Here is a 19,867-nt window from a genome sequence, read left to right on the forward strand (position 1 = left end):
GTACGGACGTTGAATCTCGTCGGAGCACCGCTACACGGCCTCGTTGACTGCTTCGCCCTCAACGTGTTTCACTAGATTCGGCAAGAGCGCCGATGGAAGTCACCACGAGAGTATCGGTCGTTCACCTATCGACAGTCCGGCTTCAAGCTCCACGAAACGAGCGGTCAGACTGTTCTCTCGCTCTCAAAAATTGGTGATGTTCCTATCGTACTCCACCGCGAGATACCCGACGACGCTGCACTCAAGCAGGTTACGGTGAAACGCGAACCGACCGGCGAGTGGTTCGCATCCATCAGCATCGAAACCGGCGACGACCCACCTGCGAAGCCTGACAGCCCCGAACGGTGCGTCGGCATCGATGTGGGTATCTTGAAATTCGCCCACGATACCGACGGCTTCGCGCTCGGGCCGCTCAACCTCTCGAATGAACGCAATCGTCTCGACCGCGAGCGCCGGAAACTCTCTCGGAAAGAACACGGGTCGAACAATTGGGAGAAACAGCGCCGGAAGGTCGCCCGTCGTCACGCCGATCTCAAGCGAAAGCGTCGGGACTTTCTCCACCGCGTGTCGAACTACTACGCCCGAGAGTACGACCTCGTGGCGGTCGAGAAGTTGGATGCGAAGGGGTTGATGGAACTCGACGGCAACAGCCGCAACCGTGCATCCGCCGCGTGGGGAACGTTCCGCCGGATGCTCGCGTACAAGTGCGAGCGCGAAGGCACGCATTTCGCGGCGGTCGACCCAGAGGGTACCACCAAAGAGTGCGCGAAGTGCGGTGCGGAGACGGACAAACCGCTGTGGGTCCGCGAACACTCGTGTCCAGCGTGTGGTTTCGAGGCTGACAGAGACGCGAACGCCGCTGGCAACATTCTTTCACGCGGACTCGACCAAGTAGGGGTGGTTCACCCCGAATCAACACCCTCGGAGACTGCAACCGCTGTGGGAACCGCTGTTTCAGCCGTTTCTGCAAGTCGCGTCATCGAACAGGGAAGCCCTGCCCTCAACGAGCGCGCAAGCGCGAGTAGGGCGGGGTAGTTCACATTTCCCCCGCTGGGTGGTACTGGAACAATGATCAAGTACGAAGCTCCCGTTTGTGAGGAAATTGAAGCTACGATTGATCGGGCAAGGTTCGACATCTTGGACCCGGCGGCGATTCGGGTTGATGTTACTGACTCTTTTCGCCGCCAGCTTGGCGAGTGCCGTCCGATATCCCGGTCCGACCGCGACTCCACACCAAAATATGAGATCCGTATCGCTCGCCGACTGTTTGAGGACGGCCGTGACGACCGGTGGCGCGATACTGTTCGGCACGAGGTTGCTCATGCCTACGTTCTCAAAACTGTCGGTTCGGATGTCGCTCCCCACGGGCCGGAGTGGAAGGACGCAGCACGTCGGGCAGGTGCGGATCCGGTCGCTCGCTGTGAGGGTGACGACGTCGTCGACGCGGCGTACGTCCTCGCGTGTCCGAACGGGTGTTTCGAGCACGGATACGTCCAGCGCTCCAAACGGATCAAGAACCCCTGGCAGTACACCTGTGACGAGTGTGGCACGCACCCGATCAGCTACGACGTCACGGACAGACCAGACGATCCTGAAGCGGGAACCTGCTACGTAGCGAGTATCCCATGGCAGACGCAGGACGACAAGGACGATCCGGACGACACCAGAAATACCGCCCGGTACCTGCTGACCTGTCCGAACGGCTGTACAGCCTGGTCCTACCAGCGGCGCACGAAGCGGATCAAGAATCCGTGGCTGTACTCCTGTCCCGAGTGTGACGCGACACTCCTCAGTTGTGACATTGATGATCGCCCTATCAACCTCGAATCCGGGCGGTGCCACGTCGCGAGTATCCCGTGGCAGGAGCCGCGCATCGTCCACGCCTGTCCCAACGGCTGCTTCAACGTTGGATTCGGGCAACACACCAAAGAGAGCAGACAGCCTGACCGCTACCGGTGTGAGGAGTGTGGCGCGCGAACTGTCGCCTATCCAGCGGATGACCAGCCCGAAACTCTCACCCCGGGAACAAACTACATCGAGTAACCGCGCCGCCACGCTGATGAACCCCACGCTGACGGGTCCCGAACATAGATACGTTTCCCCCTCACACGTCCACATGAACACGAAGATGTCCCACAAGTGCGGTGCCTGCGGCGAGACCTTCACCACGTTGAGCCGTCTTCGACTGCACGATTGTCCGGAAGAAGCGTCCAAGAGTCAGGATCCACTGTCTTCGTTCGACGCCTTCCTCGATTCAATTTCGGATGGGATCGAAGCTGACATGCAGCGAAACGTACAGGAACGCGAGAAACGCGGACTCGAAGCCGCGAGTGAGACGCTGAAGACCAATCTCGAGGTAGCTGCTCAGGGAGATGTCGACGCCGCGTTCAGGTCGGTTGCTCAGTATGAGCGAGAGCTCAAAGAGTATCACGACGCCGAGGATTACGACACGTATCGCGGGATCCTCTGGGCGTTTTACGAACCGGCCGCAGAGGCCATCGACGAGATCGCCACACGCGAGGGTTGGGACTTTCTCGCAGACCTCATTGACGCCTACCCGCGCGAGAGCCCCGCCGACGAACCTCTCGCAAGTCCGGTCATCGAGAACGCGGTCGGACGGCACGTTGTCCGGACGCGCCTGCGCGACGGCGTCGCAGCCATCTCTGTCGATGCGCTCGCGTATCTCGGCTCGTTCTGGGAATCGATGGGCGATGTCAGCGGGGAGGAGTCGTTCACCTACGGCTGGGGCATCGGCCATCCGGAATACTCGGTTGCAGATCACCTCCACGAGGTCGTCACCGAGGAACTGTTTTGGGTGCTAGGAGTGCTCTCGCACACATTCCACGCCGACCAACACGCCGCGGCCGACCTGCTCGAGGCGCTGCTCACTGCGAAGCGGATCGACTACGAAGACCGGTACATGCTGGCGTCCATTTTGGCCACGGTTGACCACGATTCAGCGCCACAGATTCCACGCTACTGGGATCTTCGTAAGGACCTGGACGACCAGTTCGAGTTCGACGAGGCAGTCAAGTCGCGGTTGCGTGAAACGATCGAAACGGAGGGGTTTCACGAGCGTCTGCCTGAAAACTGGACATTCAGCGATATGGACGTATGAACGACAGAGAAGAGTTACTCGAAGAGACACCACCGGACGCACTCCGGGCGTTTCTCGGCCGAGAGTTCGAAGCTGATCCGGACCTCGAACGGCGGTTCCGCTCTTTTCTTGGTACGTCGGATATCGGTGTCTACGAACTGCGCGCCGAAATCGAATCCAAGTACGGCTATCGAACGGCACCGAACTTCACCACGTACGAAGAGCGGGCAGAGTCGTACATCGAGAACGGTCGATACTGCGATGCGGCGACCATCTACCGAGCGATGTTTGAGGCGATGCGCGATCATCTCCACGAGTTTGATCCCCACCAGGGTGGCTTCGAACACGACGAAACATTTCAGGACGCCATCGCTAACTACGCAACCTGTATCCGCGACGCGAACCTTCCCCATGAGGAGAAACGTGGGTACATCGAGTACTGTTTCGACCAGTGGCTTGACGAACACGGTGAGGGGGGGCTGTCTCTTATACACATCTCTGATGGCNGAGATGTGTATAAGAGACAGATGCACGACTGAAGACGACTATCGCTACTGGCAGTCCCTGCTGCGGGACCGACTCGACGAACGGATCGATTCGGACCAACTCTTCGGTGAAAAGTACGACAACGACACGGATACATGGCGTCGCGGTGATCTCACCACACCTGCCGACGAGTTACTCGACGGATACACTGAAACCGCGTGGCTGCGCGGCTACGTCGAACTGCTCGACCGCATCGAAGAGCAGGCAGAACTCGGAGCCATCCTCAACCGACACTATCCTGCGTCTCGACACCTCTGTCTCCGATACGCCCGTCTCCTCGCGGACGAAGACGAACGCGAAGCAGCCATTAGCGTTGCGGAGTACGGGGTCGATGCATTCTCTGGATCGGATACGGTCCCGCTCCGTGAGCTCCTCGTCGACCAGTACGAGGGTACTGATCCCGAGGCCTTCCGGGAAACGATGATCGAACTGTTCATCGAGCGGACTGACTGGGCGTACTACGAGCGGCTGAAGTCGGCATCATCGGACGATGACTGGGAGCATATCGTCGACACGATCGTTGATCGACTGGACAGTCGCTGGAAAGCCGAGACGATCGTCGAGATCTACCTACGAGAGGATCGGATCGAAGAAGCCTTCGAGACAGTCACGAACGTCCGCGATCTCAACCTGTTCGACGCGTACATCGACCAACTCGGAGCTCACGATCCCGCCGCGTACTTCGATGCGTATCGTTGCGAGATCAAGAAGGCCGCTGCCGACGCGAGTCGGCGCAAGTACTACAGACAGGTCGCTGAGCATCTCCAGACCATCCAGACGCTGGGGCGTGACCGACGGTTCAAGAATCTGGTGTCGTTCCTGCGAGACGAGTACTCGAACCGGCCGGCGTTTCTCGACGAATTAGAGAAAGCGGGAGTCTAAGACCCGCTATCTGTCCATCAGAAGTGGCTCGGAAGGATGCCATGCGTTTTAGCGACTGAGATGATCTCTTCGCGGAACTCGTCCGACTTCTCATCGTATGACTCCACGAGTGCTTCTACCTCGGCGGAGTATGCCTCGCGGATCGCTCTTGCCTCGGCTCGTCCCTCGACTGTCGGCTTCCAAACAATGGTCGTCCCGTAATCGCCCATTTCGAGCGGCGGTCCGAGCCGCTTGCGTTCTCTGACGCGCTCGATCAGCCCACGCTCCTGTAGCGTTTTGAGCGTGTTTTCGACCTCGGGTTCGAGATCAGCCTCTGCTGTAAGCATCTGTTCGATCGATGGGAGTTCAGGTCCGCTCTCTTCGCTCTCTGCCGTGATGGCATCGAGTTCTGCACAGTCGGCGAGGAGTTCATCGGTCGTCTCTTCGACGCCGCCATAGTCGTGTTTGTATCGCCTGTCGTGGGTGGTGAGTTGGTTGATGATCACCCGCTCAATCCAGGTCTCGGTCTCCATCTACTGGAACAGGATGTTGGAGACACAGAAATGTATCGTCCGAGTCGATCTCCCGTGGAGAACAGAACGTCGTGTTACTCGATGTCTGCTCGTTCTTTCAGCGTATCCACCAGAAGCTCGATAATCGTTTCTCTGTCCTCCTTGGGAACCTTCTTGCCATCAAGTTCGTTGACCGATACGCGAAACCCATGCCAACCGTTCTATGACACTCTTTGACGATCCAGAAAACCCCCCGAAGGCGGCTCCACTGAAAATGACGATACGCTCAACCACCGACCATGCCCGATGCAGACGACATCCTTGACCTCCGTAATGGCTGAGCGCGTGCGAGAGACTACGGCGAGGACAAACCCAACGTACTGCGCGTCGGAATTCTCACTGACAGGCGGATTCTCTGCAAAGAGTGCAGGCTGAAGGATCGCCGACAGTAATCACCCGACCGACGTGATCAAACCACCGGCCGATGGCGGGCGTTGACTTGTTTCTCTGTAGCTGTGTCAGACAACCGGCCTAAGCCTCAGTAGCGACGTACTGGTCTTCCCACTCACGCCGTGCATCGATCTCGCGACGGCCACGCTGGGTGAGGTCGTAGTAGTTGGTCCGCTTGTCGCGTTCGCCCTTCTCGACGAGTCCTTTCTCGACCAGTTCATCGAGGTTTGGGTAGAGCCGGCCATGGTGGATCTCGCTTTCGTAGTAGCTGTCAAGTTCGTCCTTGATCGCGAGCCCTTTCGGCTCGTCCTGTCCTGCAATCGCGTACAGCACGTCGCGCTGGAACCCAGTCAGATCGTACATATCCTGCTGTTGGTCATTCATACCGGAAAATATATCGATTTTCGAATCGACTATTCAACCGAAATAGGGCATATATCCATCGATTTCACCCGTGGTGTGCTTCGTCGGTTCGTTCTTCGATAACAAGATTTATTTGTGCGAAATGAGATAACAGATGCCATGATAGATCGATTGGAGAAAGAAGTGGATATGCTGGAACGGCATCTGCAGGTGTTGCGGATGGTGATCGAGAACGAACCGATCGGCATCGTGAAGATGTCGAACGAAACCGGCTATCCCCATCACAAAATCCGCTACTCATTGCGTGTGCTTGAAGAAGAAAATCTGATCGAGCCGTCCAGCCAAGGCGCGACCACGACCGACCAGACGAGTGGATTTGTTGACGAACTCGACGGACGGATCGACGCGGTGAGCACCAAACTCGCTGAGATGAAACTCGACACGACAGGCGAGCTGAGCCAGTAGTCCGGTCAGCAGAGAAAGCAGATATCGACGATATCGGCACAGGGAACATCTTCTCACGCAGTGTCCAGCGGCGTCCCAAAGCGATCGTTTGCGCGGGATGGCCGACGCAAGCGTCTTATTCGGCGTTGTACCGATAATACTCGACACCGCTACTGTCTGCGCGGCGTTCGACGTTGGTATCTTCGACTAGCGGCTCGGCCAACAGTTCGAGATAGACTCGCCCGATTGCCTGCGCGAGACCCTGTTCAGGACTGCTTATTGGGATCTGTCCCCCGCTGCTTGAGGTCATGACGACTTCGGTTTCGTCGGCGATTTCTTCCAACGTGTACGCCTGCGGTGCGTTGTCTTCAAGAAAATCGCGCATGATCGCTATCTGTGACTTACTTGGTCCCAGCTGCTCCCAGTCTGACTCATCAAGCGGCATGAGTCACTGGTCACAAGAGAGACACATAATACCCCCGTTCTCGCCTCGGTGGACTGGGTGCCACACCTGACGACATCGCTTCGGCACCGTCAGCGGGGATCGCCTGCTTTCAGACGGAGTGGTCAGTCTCCAGAGAGTCATTCACGCGACGAGCATCTCACTCTGGGACCGACTGGTACGAGCTGAGAGAAGTACTGACCCGATAATCCCTACTCAGAGATCGCGGGGCTGGACAGTCTTGCGATCATTAGCATCAGATCGTCGTGCTGCATCCGCAAGCAAGTCCGCTACTTCGCTGTCGAGCGCGTCGTAGAAATCCGATGAGACGTTCTGGTCTGCGAGTTGTTCTTTGACTGCCGCTTTGACGATGAGATCCGTCATGCAACCTGTATTCCCAGCTATTCGTACTTATACTTCATCAAAGCGTGGTGAAAGTAGACTCAGCACTTCGGCTTGGCAAGATCATGTGACTCAGCGAACGGTGGCTAAAATGTTGTCACGTAGGTTATGAGAAACAGAGTTGCATTGTAGAGCCCATGAGCGAGGATTGGAACGGACAAATTATCGTATTTTTCGTACAGCGCACCCAGTATGACTGCGAGTGAGAACGGGGCGATACTCAGCAGAACAATCCCTTGGATGCCGCCGAGATAGCCAATCGCATGCGGAATAACGAACAGAAGAGCGGCCACGCCGACAGCAGCGGGTGTTCGCATACTCCGGGTGAGTCGTCGCTGAATCACACCACGAAACAGATACTCCTCGGCTGGCGCGATGATGACGAATGAAAGCACTGCCAGCACGAGTACCATCGTCGGATCCCCTGTGAGGAGTTCTTGGTCGGCACGCCCGATTTGGATGCCCGTTCTGGTGCTGAGTGCGCCGACCCCGCTTGCAATCCCGAGCATGACGAGTGTGCTGGCCATCACCCATCCGAACTGTTGTCGTGTCGGAATCTCAATTGAGGTTTTCTCAGTGAACCATCGGTGGACATACACCCATCCGGCGATGGCATAGCCCGCTTCCGAAAGGACGAACACGACGGTGAGCACAGCGAGACTGGTTCCGCCTACGAGAATCGGGACGACCGAAAGTACCGTCCCGATTACAAGGGCAGAGATCACCAGTCCAAATCCAATCGCGACAGCACGCCCGCGCGTTCTCCAGTTGGGTCGTGGATGTGGCTCACTCTGACCGTCAACAGGTTGTGTACTGGCCATTGTTCATATGTTTCATCGATATGTTATACAGCTATCGGAGAGAGACACTCTCGCGCTACGACTGTCCAGCTTGTCGACGATCGCGATGTCGACCGCTTACTACTCGTCCTCGGCGTCGGCGATCGCTTCGAGCGTGTCGAACTCGAAGTTCTTGAGCAGTCGCGGCTCGTTTTTGATCGTGGAGATGGTGAACATCGACCGGGTGCGCATCACCTCGTCGATCCCCTCGAACTGGCTGATGAGGTCCTCGACCATCCCTTGGTTGCCAAGACGGGCGATGACGACGAAATCGGTTTCGCCCATCGTGAAGTAAACCTGATCCGCGCCCTCGATGTTCGAGAGCTTCTCGCCGACGCGCTCGTGATAGCCCTCGTCGTACTCGGCGATGACCTCGGCGATGATGGTGACGCCGAGGCCGACCTTCTCGTAGTCGATGTCGTAGAGGTCGTTCTTGATAACGCCCTCCTCGCGGAGGTTGTTCAGACGGTAGTAGATCGTCGATTTCGGGATGCCCGTCTCCTCGTGGAGCCGGTCGGGGCTGCCGGTNTTGATAACGCCCTCCTCGCGGAGGTTGTTCAGACGGTAGTAGATCGTCGATTTCGGGATGCCCGTCTCCTCGTGGAGCCGGTCGGGGCTGCCGGTACCGAGGTTCGCAATCGCCGAGAGGATCTTGATGTCACGTTCGTCCATACTTGAATACAGTTGGAAGATACTCAACACACGCACTTAATCTTCCCCATTGCGTGTAGAACGATGAATGACGCGACGGGCGGGAATCGAACGAAAAACGGTCGCTGGTCGGTCGTTACGTCCCGGCGAAATTGCTCAATAGCCACACAGCGGGTCTATCATAGAACTCATCTCACGGAATTCTCGCATCAGTAGTGTACTTGCACGGCAGTAGCCGGTTTGGAGCGAGCATACAAGTCGGCTCGCGGTCAATCCACCAATATGGCTGAATCCGAACTTGCCGAGCGCGAGTGCGTGGCGTGTACGAGCGACGACGACCCGCTGACAGGCAATGAAATCGACGTGTTCCATGACGACATCGATCGGTCGGTGTGGGAGGTCGTGGACGAACACCATCTCAAAGGCACCTACGCGTTCGAGGATTTCCGGGATGCTCTCGAATTCACCTACGAGGTCGGCGAACTCGCCGAGGAAGAGTTTCACCATCCTGATCTCCACCTCTCATGGGGCGAAGTCGTCGTCGAGATGTGGACCCACAAGATCGACGGATTGTTTGAAACCGACTTCATCATGGCTGCGCGAATGGACCGAATCTACGAGGAGTACTCCTCGGACGAATGACCGGTCGACCAGTGGGTCAGGAACTGCACCACTTGGTCGCCGTACTCCGGTTCGGCCAGCGCCATAACGACTGACGCCGTGGCCACACCGTCAGCAAGCGGATGGTTCAATTGATCGGCCGTGCGAAGTACTGCGATTATGGGCGAGTGAGCGCCAGTGGCTCTTCCAACGCGATGACTGCTCGGAGCCACTCATTTCTATGGGGACCACGTAGTCTCCACTATGGCCGACACTCCTTCGAACGCTGACGTGCCTGCACCGGCTCGGCTTGGCAAGATCGTTTGAATCAGCAAGCTGTAGCTAAAATACTCAGAGATCCCGCATTTGTTTCTCTGTAGATGAATCTCCGAACTAATCTCCAATAGAAACCGTACCGATTCTTTAATAGAGTTTATACTTCAATAACCGCAACAAACGAATTCGCGAGAGAAGACCACGAGAACTCACGCACCAGTTCATGCAGTTGCTCCCGTCGCNACAAACGAATTCGCGAGAGAAGACCACGAGAACTCACGCACCAGTTCATGCAGTTGCTCCCGTCGCTCCGCTCGCGGGAGCGACGGAGCGACCTCTTCGGTAATTTCGAGCATCGTTTCCACGAGATACGCTTCCTTGGCGTGATCGAGGCGGACGCTCAGTCCGCCTCGTTCTTCCCAAAACGCCACGTTCGCCCGTTCAGCGAACGTTACCAGCGTCCATGCCAGAAACACCAGCTGGAGGTAGCGCTCTATTGCCTGTTTTCCTTCCAGCTGATANTTCGCCCGTTCAGCGAACGTTACCAGCGTCCATGCCAGAAACACCAGCTGGAGGTAGCGCTCTATTGCCTGTTTTCCTTCCAGCTGATACTGCTTGAAGCCGAACTTCGCGTTCGATTCCTCGTGGACTGTCTCGATGTTCCATCTGTGTTCGACGAGTTCGAGGATCTCGGCCGCTGATCGGCCGAGATCCGTACTCAGGTAGTGTCGAGTTGTGTCCTCGGTCTTGCTCGCGACGATTTTCACCAAACCGACGCCTTCGATTTCGACGATCTCGCTCGCGACATCGTAGGTTTTCTCCTTCCCACGAACTGTGATCGTCGTCGATTCGTACTCCAGCGTCGACGCGAAGGCGTCGACGCGTTGGGTCCAGACGACACCCTGTGGTGAGACGTGTTTGTCGGATTTCAGCCGACAGACGACATTATGGCCCTGATTTTGGATCGTAGCAACTCTCTCGTCGCCATAGTACGCGGAGTCGAAAACAACGGTGAGAGCCGCTCCAGCCGGCAGCTGGAGCGGCGTGACGATCTCCTCAACAGCAATCTCGGTCTTTTTCTTGAACGGCTCGTCAAAATCTGGTGCGAGATCCTCTGGAACGTACATCCGCGCAAGGTACGGAACATAGACGTCGCCGGCCTGAAGGCAGGAAGTGACGAGCTTGTTGCCTAGTTCCGTCTCGCCAGCGACAGGATTGTACAACCGGGCGACGCCATCGGTGGCGTCGCCGGTTTTGCCGGCGAACGTATCGTCGATGTGGAGGAGCACGTCGTCACCGGCACCGACCTGGAGCTGGTCAAAGACGTACTCAGCGTGGAGTTGGGCAAGATCGGTGGCCGACCAGTCAGCTCCCTCGAAGAAGTAGTCGTAGGCTCTGCGGGATTTCGCGTTCCCGTCGGGACGCGAAATCCCTTGGGAGAGTCCACTAACAGTCCACTGCGTTTCGGCGAGAATCAGCGCGCTCACGAGGTGTTTGAGCGAATCAGCGTTGCGGCTGTCGGAGAAAGCTGGCTCNTGCGTTTCGGCGAGAATCAGCGCGCTCACGAGGTGTTTGAGCGAATCAGCGTTGCGGCTGTCGGAGAAAGCTGGCTCAAACGCTGAGAGAGCTTGTTTGAACCACGGCGGGAGACGAGTAACGCCGAGCACAGGACGAAAACATCAGGATCGCACTCGGAACCGCCGTTCGATCTCACTCTATACCGCTCGCTGACCAGTCAGCGAGCGTAGGGAAGAGTTTCCAAGCCGAGACCGGCCATCAGTGACGCGCTTCATACGACCCTCGATATATCGTTTGAGGATGCGATTCCGTACGTCCAGGTCGAACACGAACTCGCCGGATTCGAGACAGTGACAGTTACACGTTTGGACCGGATGGTGCGCGGCGCACTCGATGAGGAGGTGCCGCGAACGGCACTGCTCATCGTCTGCCACGCTGAAGTTGCGCGAGACGTGCTTGCGATCAAGCCGACGCTCGCTGGACTGTTGCCATGCACGACCGTGATCTATGAGATACCGAGTGATGATGTGGTCCATGTCCACCACATCTCGGCCGGCAAAACCATTCGAGATCTGGGCTGTGTTCCTGCCACGGATGACGCCGAGGCGTTGGTTGACCTGACCAGTGAGTTGATGACCGAAGTGTGGGCCCACCTCGATACCACCTCTGCTGAGTGAGAACTCTCCTTACAGTCTGAGCACGCAAACAGATCTGAGAACTCTGTTTAGAGGGACCACCGGTGACAGTGTTAATTGGTAGCACACACAAGTACGACAATGGAGCGAGGGACAGAGTACGAGGAACAGGCAGTGAGAGAAGCGTGGGCTGCCAGAGAGCGGCGGAAACGCAGAACCAATGCCCTCCTGCTCGGAACCACTCTCGTTTTCACTGGTCTCATGATCACGGCCTTCGCACTTGTGGTACCATTCGAACTCTGCGTCCACGGTGACGGTATCGATGGCGTCCGGTGTACAACCCAAAGTCTCAGCTCTCCAATCATATATGTCGTACTCGTCACTGGGAGCATCATGATGCTCAGAGGCGGACAGATAATCTGGCAGAATGCCCGGCTGAGCGGGACAAGTGAGGGAATCTAATCCAATGAGGGATTGCCTCACAGGTAGGTAGTACTGCGACGTGATTGGCCGGGATACACCTCGGTATCGAGATGTAACCGTCGCAATCAGGGAAAACAATCCCCGGGTACCGTTTAAAGTTGATCGAGTACTCTTCTGGCTCGTTGGTAGTACGAATTGTTGTCCCACGATCTCAGAGCGGCGACCTCAGAGAGCTGTGCTTGGGCATCAGCCTTCGTAAGGACACCGGCATCGACGAATGCGGTCATCAGAGCTGGGGTTGTGAGTAGTTCTGCGTCGTCCAACGCGCTGGCAATGAGAGTGAGATTGGTGAATTCATCGCAGAGCAGATACTGTGACTGCTCGTCGTTGGCGAGTTCGATTGCCGCCCGTTCGCCGAGATCGAGGGGTGGTACTGACTCCGAGATGTTCACCTGTGAGACGATCCGAGCAGTATCGAGAGCATCTACCGCTGCTTGTGCTGGCTGTCGATGATCATGGTCATAGGAAGCGAGCGTCTCAATTTCGTCAACGACTGCTTGAGGAACGACCACATCGAAGCCGTCGAATAGCAAACTGAGAGCGGACGGATCATACTGTTCTGCACACCCTATACTGACAAGCGATGGGGTATCGGCGACGAGGAGCGTCATTCAAAATCCATCGACTCGGCGACATCGTGAATGAATTCTTCATCTAACTGCTGTTTGAGGAGACGGAAATTTCCTGCTTTCTCCGGGCCGACTAACACCCGCAGTTGCTCAAAGTCGATCCTCCCGTCGTAGTACGCGCCAGCGACCTCCTGGACGATCTGCTCGTCTGTGGTTGCGTCATGCAGATATTCACGAAGTGCCGTCACGACGATTTCCGTCCGGTCACGTTGCTCGACTTCTCCGAGAACGTCGGCCTGCTCAACGAGGTGTTGAGGGAAATTGAAGTTGACTCTCTTGGTTTCGCCGCTCATACATACACCATACACATCGTGCAGTAGATAAATCTGATGGTGAAACAAGCAGGATGAGGCGTGAGCTTTATTATTCGAATTACGTAAGGAATCCTATGTCGTACGATCAGGTAGTGATTGGGGGTGGAATCTATGGAGCGTTCGTATCGTGGCAGTTAGCCAAGCAGGAGCAGGACGTTATACTGGTAGAGCGTGATAGTGTAGCGAGTGGGGCATCTGGTGGTCCGGGAAAACGTGGCGTCAGAGCAGGCGGGCGAGACCCCCGCTCGCTTCCGCTTGCCAAGAGATCGTATCAATACTGGGCATCGCTTGGAGAGGAACTTGGGGCCGATATCGGGTACGAACGTATTGGTCAACTTGAGTTCATCGAACACTCGGTTCCAGAGATTGGCCCAACATCCATCGAAAGCGCCCGGTCTCGCGTATGGTTACAGCGCCAGCATAATATCACGACCAAACTGCTATCCGCCGAAGAAGTGACCAAGATGGAATCAAACTTGAGCGACCGAGTGATCGGCGCGATCTACACACCTGATGACGGTATTGTAGATCACACCGCAGCTACGCGGGGTGTAGCCGAGGCGGCGCGACGTGAAGGGGCAGATATCTGTAACAACACGGAGATCACTTCAGTCGAACAAAATCAGACGACAGACGACATTTCGGAAGTCGTCACAACCGACGGGGATACGATCAAAGTCGATGGTACCGTCTGTCTTCTAACGAACACGCACGCAGCTGGTTTTCTCGAAAAACAGTTCGACGTGACACTTCCAGTGTGGAACTTTACGCCGCAGGTGGTTTTGACCGAGCAACTCGACACAGTACCATTTACACATCTCGTTGCCCATTCTCATCGGACTCTCGCTATGAAGGGAACCGAGGATGACCGAGTAATGATTACAGGCGGGTGGCCTGCAAGATGGGATAGTAACGACCAAACAGGCCGACCAATTCCAGATCAAGTTGAGAAGAACATCGCCCAAGCTGTCGCAGTCTACCCTTTCCTAGAGGATGTTGCCATCGACAGGGTAATTGCCGATCACCAAGAAACATGTTCTATTGATGGTCTTCCTATTATTGATAGAGTTCCAGGCGTTGATAATTTCTTCGTCGGGACCGGATGGACTGGTCACGGCTACGCTATTGCTCCATCTGTGAGCAAACTACTCGCGCAGTGGGTTCTTAACCAGAACAAGCCGGAACTCCTCGAACCATTCTGTCTCGATCGATTTTCGTCGCATGATCAGACTTTTCTATAGGACGCAGTGACCCTGTTCGGTAATTACCACGGCTTTGCTTTCCTGAGATTGGCGGTTGGGTCGTCGAGGCGGTTCGATAATGCGGTGAGAAGGTGGTCGATTAGCACCAGACCGACGTGAGTTTCTACCCGTTGACGGCCTTGTACGCGGAAATTGAGGCGGCGATCATCCTCTTTCGCTCTTCTGTAGTACAGCGGAACCGCAAGATAACGGGCGATTCACTTCCTCAAATGGTCTGCATTCGTGACGTAGCAGCTGTTTCTCACCTGTCACGTTTATCGTTAGCATGCTATTCCGCAGATCTACAGAAGAGCGGCCCTTTTTGACCATTCTCATATAATATGGCCAACGTGCAAAGCTGAGTAACGTACAGAGCCGAATCCAATCACATACCGCCGGTATCTGAATCAAAAGCTTAATGGGCAAGTGAGATGTTCGCTTCTGATAAACAATGTCAACCACCGATGATAGTACTAATCAGCAGAGGCAAAAAGAAAACGATGAGGATTTCATACAATTCTATGGGGGGAAATTAATAAGTTCAGTCCCGCTAGTTATATTTGTGATATGGTCAATTGTTCAAACTGCTGTTTTCCAAGTCAGTGACACTAATGGGTTAGTTGTTGGAAGTGTGTTTAGCTTATTAATTGGGATGGTTTTTGTAAAAGGGCCAATAGTTCCTTATGCCAACGCAATTTTTGAAGGAATGGCTCAGCGAGTCGTTGCAACTGCAATTATCGCACTCATGTGGGCACTGATGTTTGCAAACATTCTCCAATCTGGCAATTTTGTACAAGGTTTAGTCTGGACAGCATTGAATATTAATGTCGGTGGTTCATTATTTCCTGCAGTGACTTTCATACTAACTGCAGTATTTGGACTTGCCGTAGGTACGTCGTTTGGAACAGCAGTTACATTCACTACGTTGTTTTATCCTGCAGGAATATTGCTTGGTTCAAATCCATTGCTGCTATTTGGAGCGATATTATCGGGTGCTATACTTGGAGACCATCTAGCTCCTGTTAGTGACACAACAATCGTGAGTGCAGTGACACAGAGTGCAGATATTGGAGGGGTTGTAGCGTCGCGATTCAAATATGTGCTACTTGCTGTAATCCCAACAGTTCTGCTATATGCTTTGGCTGGTATGGTATTACCTGGCGTATCAATTGCCGGCGATACTAGTAAAATTCTCGCTCAAAACAGCAATCCGATTGGATTGGTCCATTTGTGTTCCCTGGGAATAGTGATATATTTAGCTATAAAAGGACGGCATATTCTTGTGACTATTTCAACCGGTATTCTTGTTGCAACCATTTTGAATATCGGCCTAGGACTGGCAAAGATCAGCGATTTATTTTTGTTGACTATTCCTGAAAATGTTTGGTCGTCCGGGTTTTCGACAATCATTCCATTTGTTACTGTTGGATCATCTACTGGAATATCTGGTGCTATCTATTCTGGTGTCACTGGAGCTTTCAGCACTTCCATTTTATTATTACTGATTCTTGCAATGACTCAAATCATGTCCAATGGAGGAGTATTTGAATTGATCCTCAATTGGATAGTTGAAAATGTAAAAACTGTGAAATCGGCCGAGTTAGCGATAGTAGGTAGCTCGGCTGTCCTAAATTCATTCTTTGTTGTTCATACTTCAGCAGAGATCATCCTAGGTCCTTACATATCACAATTAGGAAAAAGATTCAATGTGAACGGGTATAGAAGAGCCAATCTACTCGACACACCTCTTGCTGGTGTTGCAGCTTTCTTCCCGTGGGCTGGTCCAGTTCTTTTAGGATATGGAGTCATGTCTGGTACATTAGTCCAAGATTATAGCTGGTTTACTAAAGAAATAGTTGTAAACACAGCATATATAGCACCTTTCGTTTTCTATGGATGGTTTGTACTTATTGCAATAATAGCCTCAGCATTAACTGGGTTTGGCCGTGAATACACTACTGATGATCTGCCCGAGGAGGTCTCACGAATATGACTGAATCAGAAAATGAGGGAATCATCTCTAGATTTGTAAAGATGTTCCATAGAAGTAAATATTCTGGTCAATGGATGTTTAGAGATTCAAAGCCCAAATTCAAAGAGGATGATATTTTGAAAATATATACACCCGAACTCCCTGATAGAAACGAAACGGTCAGTGCCCGAATTGGCGATACAACTATTGAAATAAAAGATGCCCCCGAAAATATTGGGGGATCGTTAGTTGAAATAAGAATTTCTCACTTCAATGATGAAGAATCGCACGGGGAAGCTGAATTGATATCCTTTCAAGAGTAAGGGCGGTGGCGCAGAAGTCCTCACTAGGAATGCGGTAGGATGGACTTGATGTGTTAACGACCAAGTCCGTCCTACCGGATAACGCGACGGTCGAACAGGTCTTCAAAGCATTGGAGACCGAGACAGCAGCACTTTTCGAACATCTTGACTTCTCGTTTCTCGTTGACTATCCCGTGTTCGCCCCCGATCCGAGGGGGCGAACACGGGTTCACCAGCCACCGGAACTTCTGAAAGGGTTCCTTCACTGCTTCTACCACGACATCTACGGACCGCGTCCAATGGCTCAAGAACTCCACAATGAGGACGTCTGGCGACAGTGTGGATTCACACGTCCGCCGGGACGGCGGACGCTGAGCGGTTCACCACTAATTTCGCTCTCGTTGCTGAGGACGTGTTCATCACGCTGGTTCATGAGCTTGCCGAGCAGGTACCGTTCGGCAAGCTCTATCGAATTGATGGCCGACATCCCCGTCGACCAGCAGGATGATGAGGCTGAGTGGAACTACGATCATGCTGAAGATGACTTCTACTACGGGTACGGCTGCTGTCTGGTGACTGCTGCTGATAATATTCCGGTTGCAGCCACGTTCACACCCACGAAAAAGGTCGATCAGGAAACGGCGATGCGCGTCACTAGTGACGCGCTCGCCGTCAAGAAACCGATCTGGACGCTGGATGATGCGGAATTCGATATGCTGGATTGGCACGACCGCCTGCTGGAGCAGGGGGTCGTGCCGGTTGTCCCGTATAACCAACGCAACGCTGCTGATCCACTCGATATCGAATATCGTGTTGAGGATACGATTGCAGTTACAGAAGAGCGGCTAGATGAGGCCTATCGGAAGCGGTCACGGATCGAGACAGCGATTGGTGTCTGTAAGGATCTCGGCCTCGGGGCCCCGTAATGACCCAGAAAAGTTATGAAGATGACGTAGGGCAGCGAACGTTATGGCTGGAGATCGTCACAAAGAGATCGTCCGCCATCTCAGCGAAGACGATCTCGATCGGCTGCTCGACGAGACTGACGATGACAAAATAAGCAAGCGGCTGACGTTCGTCAAGCGGCTCTACAAAGGTGCAACGCTTGAGGACGCTGCCGACGACGTCGGCAGGTCCTCTGCAACCGCGACTCGCTGGGTACGACGATGGAACAAAGGTGGACTCGGTCGTCTGACCCCGAACTTCGGGGGCGGCAGGCCCCCCGAAGCTCGATGAGGACGAACAAGACGAATTCGTCGAACTCCTTCGTGACGGTCAACCGTGGAAATCACAGGAGATTCAACACCTTCTGATGGCGGCACCGTGATTGGATTTTTTGATGCTTCACACCCACAGCCGTACGATAATTCGCGACGTGTCTGGTACGTCGACGATCCACACGTCGAACGGCCGTTAGTCAAGACGGAGGATTCTGCGGTAGGGTTCTACGCGCTCAACGGAGAGAGTTTCGTGACGTTCACCGAAGACGAGACCAAAGAGCGGATTTGCGAGGTGTTAGAGATGGTTCGCGAGCAGAATCCCGGCAAGCGGATTCTGCTCGTCTTGGACAAGCATGGTTCTCATATCTGTGAATACACGCGCAGGCGCGCGCATCAGCTTGGGATCGACCTGGTTTTCTTACCATCAGGATCGCCGCATCTCAATCCAATCGAGAAAGTATGGGATTATCTCAAATGGACAATGTGCCCAATAATCGTCGCGAATGAAGAGGAATTCAAAGAGCTCGTCAAGAATGTTTTCAAGCAAATAACTCGACGAATTAGCTACGCACAATCTTGGTGTGAGAAATTCCTTGATCTTCAAAAGTTGTCTTGATCATTACGGTCCCGAGGCCGAGTCAAAGTTGAATTCCACGTCTTCTTGGTGTTGTGTCTTCGGCTCGCGGTTGCACTCACAAATCACGAACGAGATAATGACGTCGCTAGTCCAACCATCACCCTATGAGAACCATTCTGCGCCACCGCCAAGAGTAAGTAGATCTCGAATCATGACAGGGTGGTGATCCAAGCAGCTTGAACTTAGATCTATGAGACTGATCGTATCCCAGCCCCGTGATGAGTCTGATGATATGCGAGGAAATCGAATTCGTCCAATGGATCGGTGCAGGACAGAAGGTCCATAATTGGAAGCATCGGCTGTCACTACCGTCTACACCGCGTTCTAACTTAAACGTGCAGAGCCAGAGTTGATTTGGTCACCGCCAGTCATCGTATTCTTTGAATCGGGTTATCGAGAGTCCATCATAGTACGAAGTCGGGTCATTGTCGACAAGCTGTGCCGCAATCACCTTCCCCGTTGCGGGTGACAGTTGTATTCCAGATGTGGAGAATGCCGCTATTGAGAAGCCTTTGAGAGAAGTCCACCCGACAACCGGGTTTTGGTCGGGTGTTGACGAGCGAATACCAACCCATTCATCAACGATCTCTGCGTTCTCGGTGGCGGGAAGCAATCGTTCGAGTGTTTCGAGCCCGTGTTTGCGGATGTCGTCTGGTACTGTCTCACTAATATCGGTGGGATCGTACTCTGTGGCAACATCGTAGCCGCCAACTGGATGGTGCGTCATTAGCACAGTTCCATCAATATTCCGCCGTATCGAGAATCCAGATTCATGATGAGTTATCCACGGCAGCGCATACTGGCGGCTTGTCGCTGGTTCAAGCTTCAATACTGGCGCAAGTGTGTGTTTAACAGGGAGTTCTACTCCAATGGAGCGTGCAATTTTTGGGTTCCACGGTCCCGCCGCGCAAATCACCTCGTCGGCGTCGATAGATTTGCCATCAACGACCAGTCCGGTTGCACGGTCATTCGTTGTCCTGATTTCTTCTACCTTCGAGTGTTCATTGAATGTCGCGCCGTTAGCTTTGGCACGATTGTTGAATTCCTTGGCTAGTTCTCGTGGCCGAAGATAGCCCACTTGCGGTCGATAGATCGCCCCTTCGACTACCTCTGTATCGAGATATGGAAGAACCATTGAGGCCGAGAGATCCTCGGAATCGAAATAATCTATTGGCGAGGTATCAGATGAAGGTTGATTTTCACTGGACGAAGGTCGTTCACTGCGCGCTTGTACCATCGTGTCGAACTCCTCTTCGAGCTCTAGCTCGCCTTCCGAGGAAGTTGCAACATCCAGCTTTCCAACAAGTGTGTAAGCTGGATCGGCGTCTGGGTCGGCAAAAAATTGGTGGTGTCGCAAAGCGGTCTAGACTTCGGTAGCAACTGACTCCTCTCAGGAAGGGGTTGTCTCTGGTGACCAAACCGAGACCACCCCA

Annotated in this window: 21 protein-coding genes and 2 pseudogenes; 13 read left to right on the forward strand and 10 right to left on the reverse strand. The window is 54.1% G+C overall.

The genetic code is table 11. The annotated features are described in order from the left end of the window. Positions 1–90: 90 nt before the first annotated feature. The 4 genes and pseudogenes from C451_RS01405 to C451_RS01425 form a co-directional block, all read left to right on the forward strand. A pseudogene (locus C451_RS01405) lies at positions 91–1,035 on the forward strand (RNA-guided endonuclease InsQ/TnpB family protein); the annotation flags it as partial. A 33-nt stretch (positions 1,036–1,068) separates the two neighbouring features. After that, positions 1,069–2,043, forward strand: a complete 975-nt coding sequence (locus C451_RS01410; RefSeq protein WP_080503418.1) for a SprT-like domain-containing protein — start codon at positions 1,069–1,071, stop codon at positions 2,041–2,043. Between the two features lie 73 nt (positions 2,044–2,116). Beyond that, positions 2,117–3,118 carry a hypothetical protein gene (locus tag C451_RS01415; RefSeq protein WP_007736869.1) on the forward strand — a complete coding sequence of 334 codons (1,002 nt, stop codon included), beginning with the start codon at positions 2,117–2,119 and terminating at the stop codon, positions 3,116–3,118. A 489-nt stretch (positions 3,119–3,607) separates the two neighbouring features. Then, a complete protein-coding gene (locus tag C451_RS01425; protein ID WP_152420327.1) occupies positions 3,608–4,525 on the forward strand; it encodes a hypothetical protein in 918 nt (305 codons plus the stop codon). 17 nt (positions 4,526–4,542) lie between these two features. Here C451_RS01425 and C451_RS01430 read toward each other — a convergent pair whose 3' ends face one another. Further along, the gene (locus C451_RS01430; protein ID WP_007736870.1) at positions 4,543–5,037 is read right to left on the reverse strand and encodes a hypothetical protein; all 495 of its coding nucleotides are present in this window, start codon (positions 5,035–5,037) and stop codon (positions 4,543–4,545) included. Between the two features lie 510 nt (positions 5,038–5,547). Further along, the gene (locus tag C451_RS01435) at positions 5,548–5,829 is read right to left on the reverse strand and encodes a helix-turn-helix transcriptional regulator (RefSeq protein WP_007736871.1); all 282 of its coding nucleotides are present in this window, start codon (positions 5,827–5,829) and stop codon (positions 5,548–5,550) included. A gap of 159 nt (positions 5,830–5,988) precedes the next feature. On the opposite strand from C451_RS01435, the gene C451_RS01440 reads away from it, so the two are divergent. Continuing rightward, a complete protein-coding gene (locus C451_RS01440; protein ID WP_007736873.1) occupies positions 5,989–6,294 on the forward strand; it encodes a hypothetical protein in 306 nt (101 codons plus the stop codon). Between the two features lie 115 nt (positions 6,295–6,409). Here the strand turns inward: C451_RS01440 and C451_RS01445 are convergent, their stop codons facing one another. From C451_RS01445 to C451_RS01460, 4 genes are all read right to left on the reverse strand, one after another. Further along, a complete protein-coding gene (locus C451_RS01445; RefSeq protein ID WP_241431140.1) occupies positions 6,410–6,718 on the reverse strand; it encodes a hypothetical protein in 309 nt (102 codons plus the stop codon). A 213-nt stretch (positions 6,719–6,931) separates the two neighbouring features. Continuing rightward, entirely contained in the window at positions 6,932–7,099 is a 168-nt protein-coding gene (locus C451_RS01450) for a hypothetical protein (RefSeq protein WP_007736886.1), read from the reverse strand. 104 nt (positions 7,100–7,203) lie between these two features. Further along, positions 7,204–7,770 (reverse strand): CPBP family intramembrane glutamic endopeptidase, encoded by a 567-nt coding sequence (locus C451_RS01455; protein WP_241431141.1) that lies wholly within the window; start codon positions 7,768–7,770, stop codon positions 7,204–7,206. A 267-nt stretch (positions 7,771–8,037) separates the two neighbouring features. Next, positions 8,038–8,628, reverse strand: coding sequence for an Lrp/AsnC family transcriptional regulator (locus C451_RS01460; protein WP_007736888.1), 591 nt, complete (start codon positions 8,626–8,628; stop codon positions 8,038–8,040). Positions 8,629–8,889: 261 nt separating this feature from the next. Between C451_RS01460 and C451_RS01465 the strand changes: the two genes are divergently transcribed. Beyond that, positions 8,890–9,249, forward strand: coding sequence for a 4a-hydroxytetrahydrobiopterin dehydratase (locus tag C451_RS01465; protein WP_007736889.1), 360 nt, complete (start codon positions 8,890–8,892; stop codon positions 9,247–9,249). 455 nt (positions 9,250–9,704) lie between these two features. Here the strand turns inward: C451_RS01465 and C451_RS01470 are convergent, their stop codons facing one another. Further along, entirely contained in the window at positions 9,705–11,150 is a 1,446-nt protein-coding gene (locus C451_RS01470) for an IS701 family transposase (protein WP_007736890.1), read from the reverse strand. Positions 11,151–11,351: 201 nt separating this feature from the next. Here C451_RS01470 and C451_RS01475 point away from each other — a divergent pair, with 201 nt between their 5' ends. Further along, entirely contained in the window at positions 11,352–11,678 is a 327-nt protein-coding gene (locus C451_RS01475) for a DUF302 domain-containing protein (RefSeq protein ID WP_206536658.1), read from the forward strand. A gap of 99 nt (positions 11,679–11,777) precedes the next feature. Further along, positions 11,778–12,098 carry a hypothetical protein gene (locus C451_RS01480; protein WP_007736892.1) on the forward strand — a complete coding sequence of 107 codons (321 nt, stop codon included), beginning with the start codon at positions 11,778–11,780 and terminating at the stop codon, positions 12,096–12,098. Between the two features lie 113 nt (positions 12,099–12,211). On the opposite strand, the gene C451_RS01485 is transcribed toward C451_RS01480, so the two are convergent. Together C451_RS01485 and C451_RS01490 are read right to left on the reverse strand one after the other, a co-directional pair. Further along, positions 12,212–12,730 carry a hypothetical protein gene (locus tag C451_RS01485; protein ID WP_007736893.1) on the reverse strand — a complete coding sequence of 173 codons (519 nt, stop codon included), beginning with the start codon at positions 12,728–12,730 and terminating at the stop codon, positions 12,212–12,214. After that, positions 12,727–13,041, reverse strand: coding sequence for a hypothetical protein (locus C451_RS01490; RefSeq protein ID WP_007736898.1), 315 nt, complete (start codon positions 13,039–13,041; stop codon positions 12,727–12,729). The genes C451_RS01485 and C451_RS01490 overlap by 4 nt, the downstream gene beginning before the upstream one ends. A 95-nt stretch (positions 13,042–13,136) precedes the next feature. On the opposite strand from C451_RS01490, the gene C451_RS01495 reads away from it, so the two are divergent. The 5 genes and pseudogenes from C451_RS01495 to C451_RS20410 all read left to right on the forward strand — a co-directional run bounded on the left by C451_RS01495 (position 13,137) and on the right by C451_RS20410 (position 18,413). Further along, positions 13,137–14,303, forward strand: a complete 1,167-nt coding sequence (locus C451_RS01495; RefSeq protein ID WP_007736899.1) for an NAD(P)/FAD-dependent oxidoreductase — start codon at positions 13,137–13,139, stop codon at positions 14,301–14,303. A 451-nt stretch (positions 14,304–14,754) separates the two neighbouring features. Next, on the forward strand, positions 14,755–16,296 hold the full coding sequence (locus tag C451_RS20400; RefSeq protein WP_007736900.1) for a Na+/H+ antiporter NhaC family protein: 1,542 nt from the start codon (positions 14,755–14,757) through the stop codon (positions 16,294–16,296). Then, the gene (locus tag C451_RS21530) at positions 16,293–16,598 is read left to right on the forward strand and encodes a DUF7513 family protein (protein WP_152420328.1); all 306 of its coding nucleotides are present in this window, start codon (positions 16,293–16,295) and stop codon (positions 16,596–16,598) included. Before C451_RS20400 ends, C451_RS21530 begins: the two co-directional genes overlap by 4 nt. Positions 16,599–17,008: 410 nt before the next feature. Beyond that, on the forward strand, positions 17,009–17,503 hold the full coding sequence (locus tag C451_RS20405) for a transposase (protein ID WP_161605810.1): 495 nt from the start codon (positions 17,009–17,011) through the stop codon (positions 17,501–17,503). A gap of 43 nt (positions 17,504–17,546) precedes the next feature. After that, positions 17,547–18,413 (forward strand): annotated as a pseudogene (locus C451_RS20410) (IS630 family transposase). A 379-nt stretch (positions 18,414–18,792) separates the two neighbouring features. On the opposite strand, the gene C451_RS20415 reads toward C451_RS20410, so the two are convergent. Continuing rightward, entirely contained in the window at positions 18,793–19,791 is a 999-nt protein-coding gene (locus tag C451_RS20415) for an NAD(P)/FAD-dependent oxidoreductase (RefSeq protein WP_080503421.1), read from the reverse strand. Between the last annotated feature and the right edge of the window lie 76 nt (positions 19,792–19,867).

It is taken from the genome of Halococcus thailandensis JCM 13552, assembly GCF_000336715.1.
GTDB classification, from domain to species: Archaea; Halobacteriota; Halobacteria; order Halobacteriales; family Halococcaceae; genus Halococcus; species Halococcus thailandensis.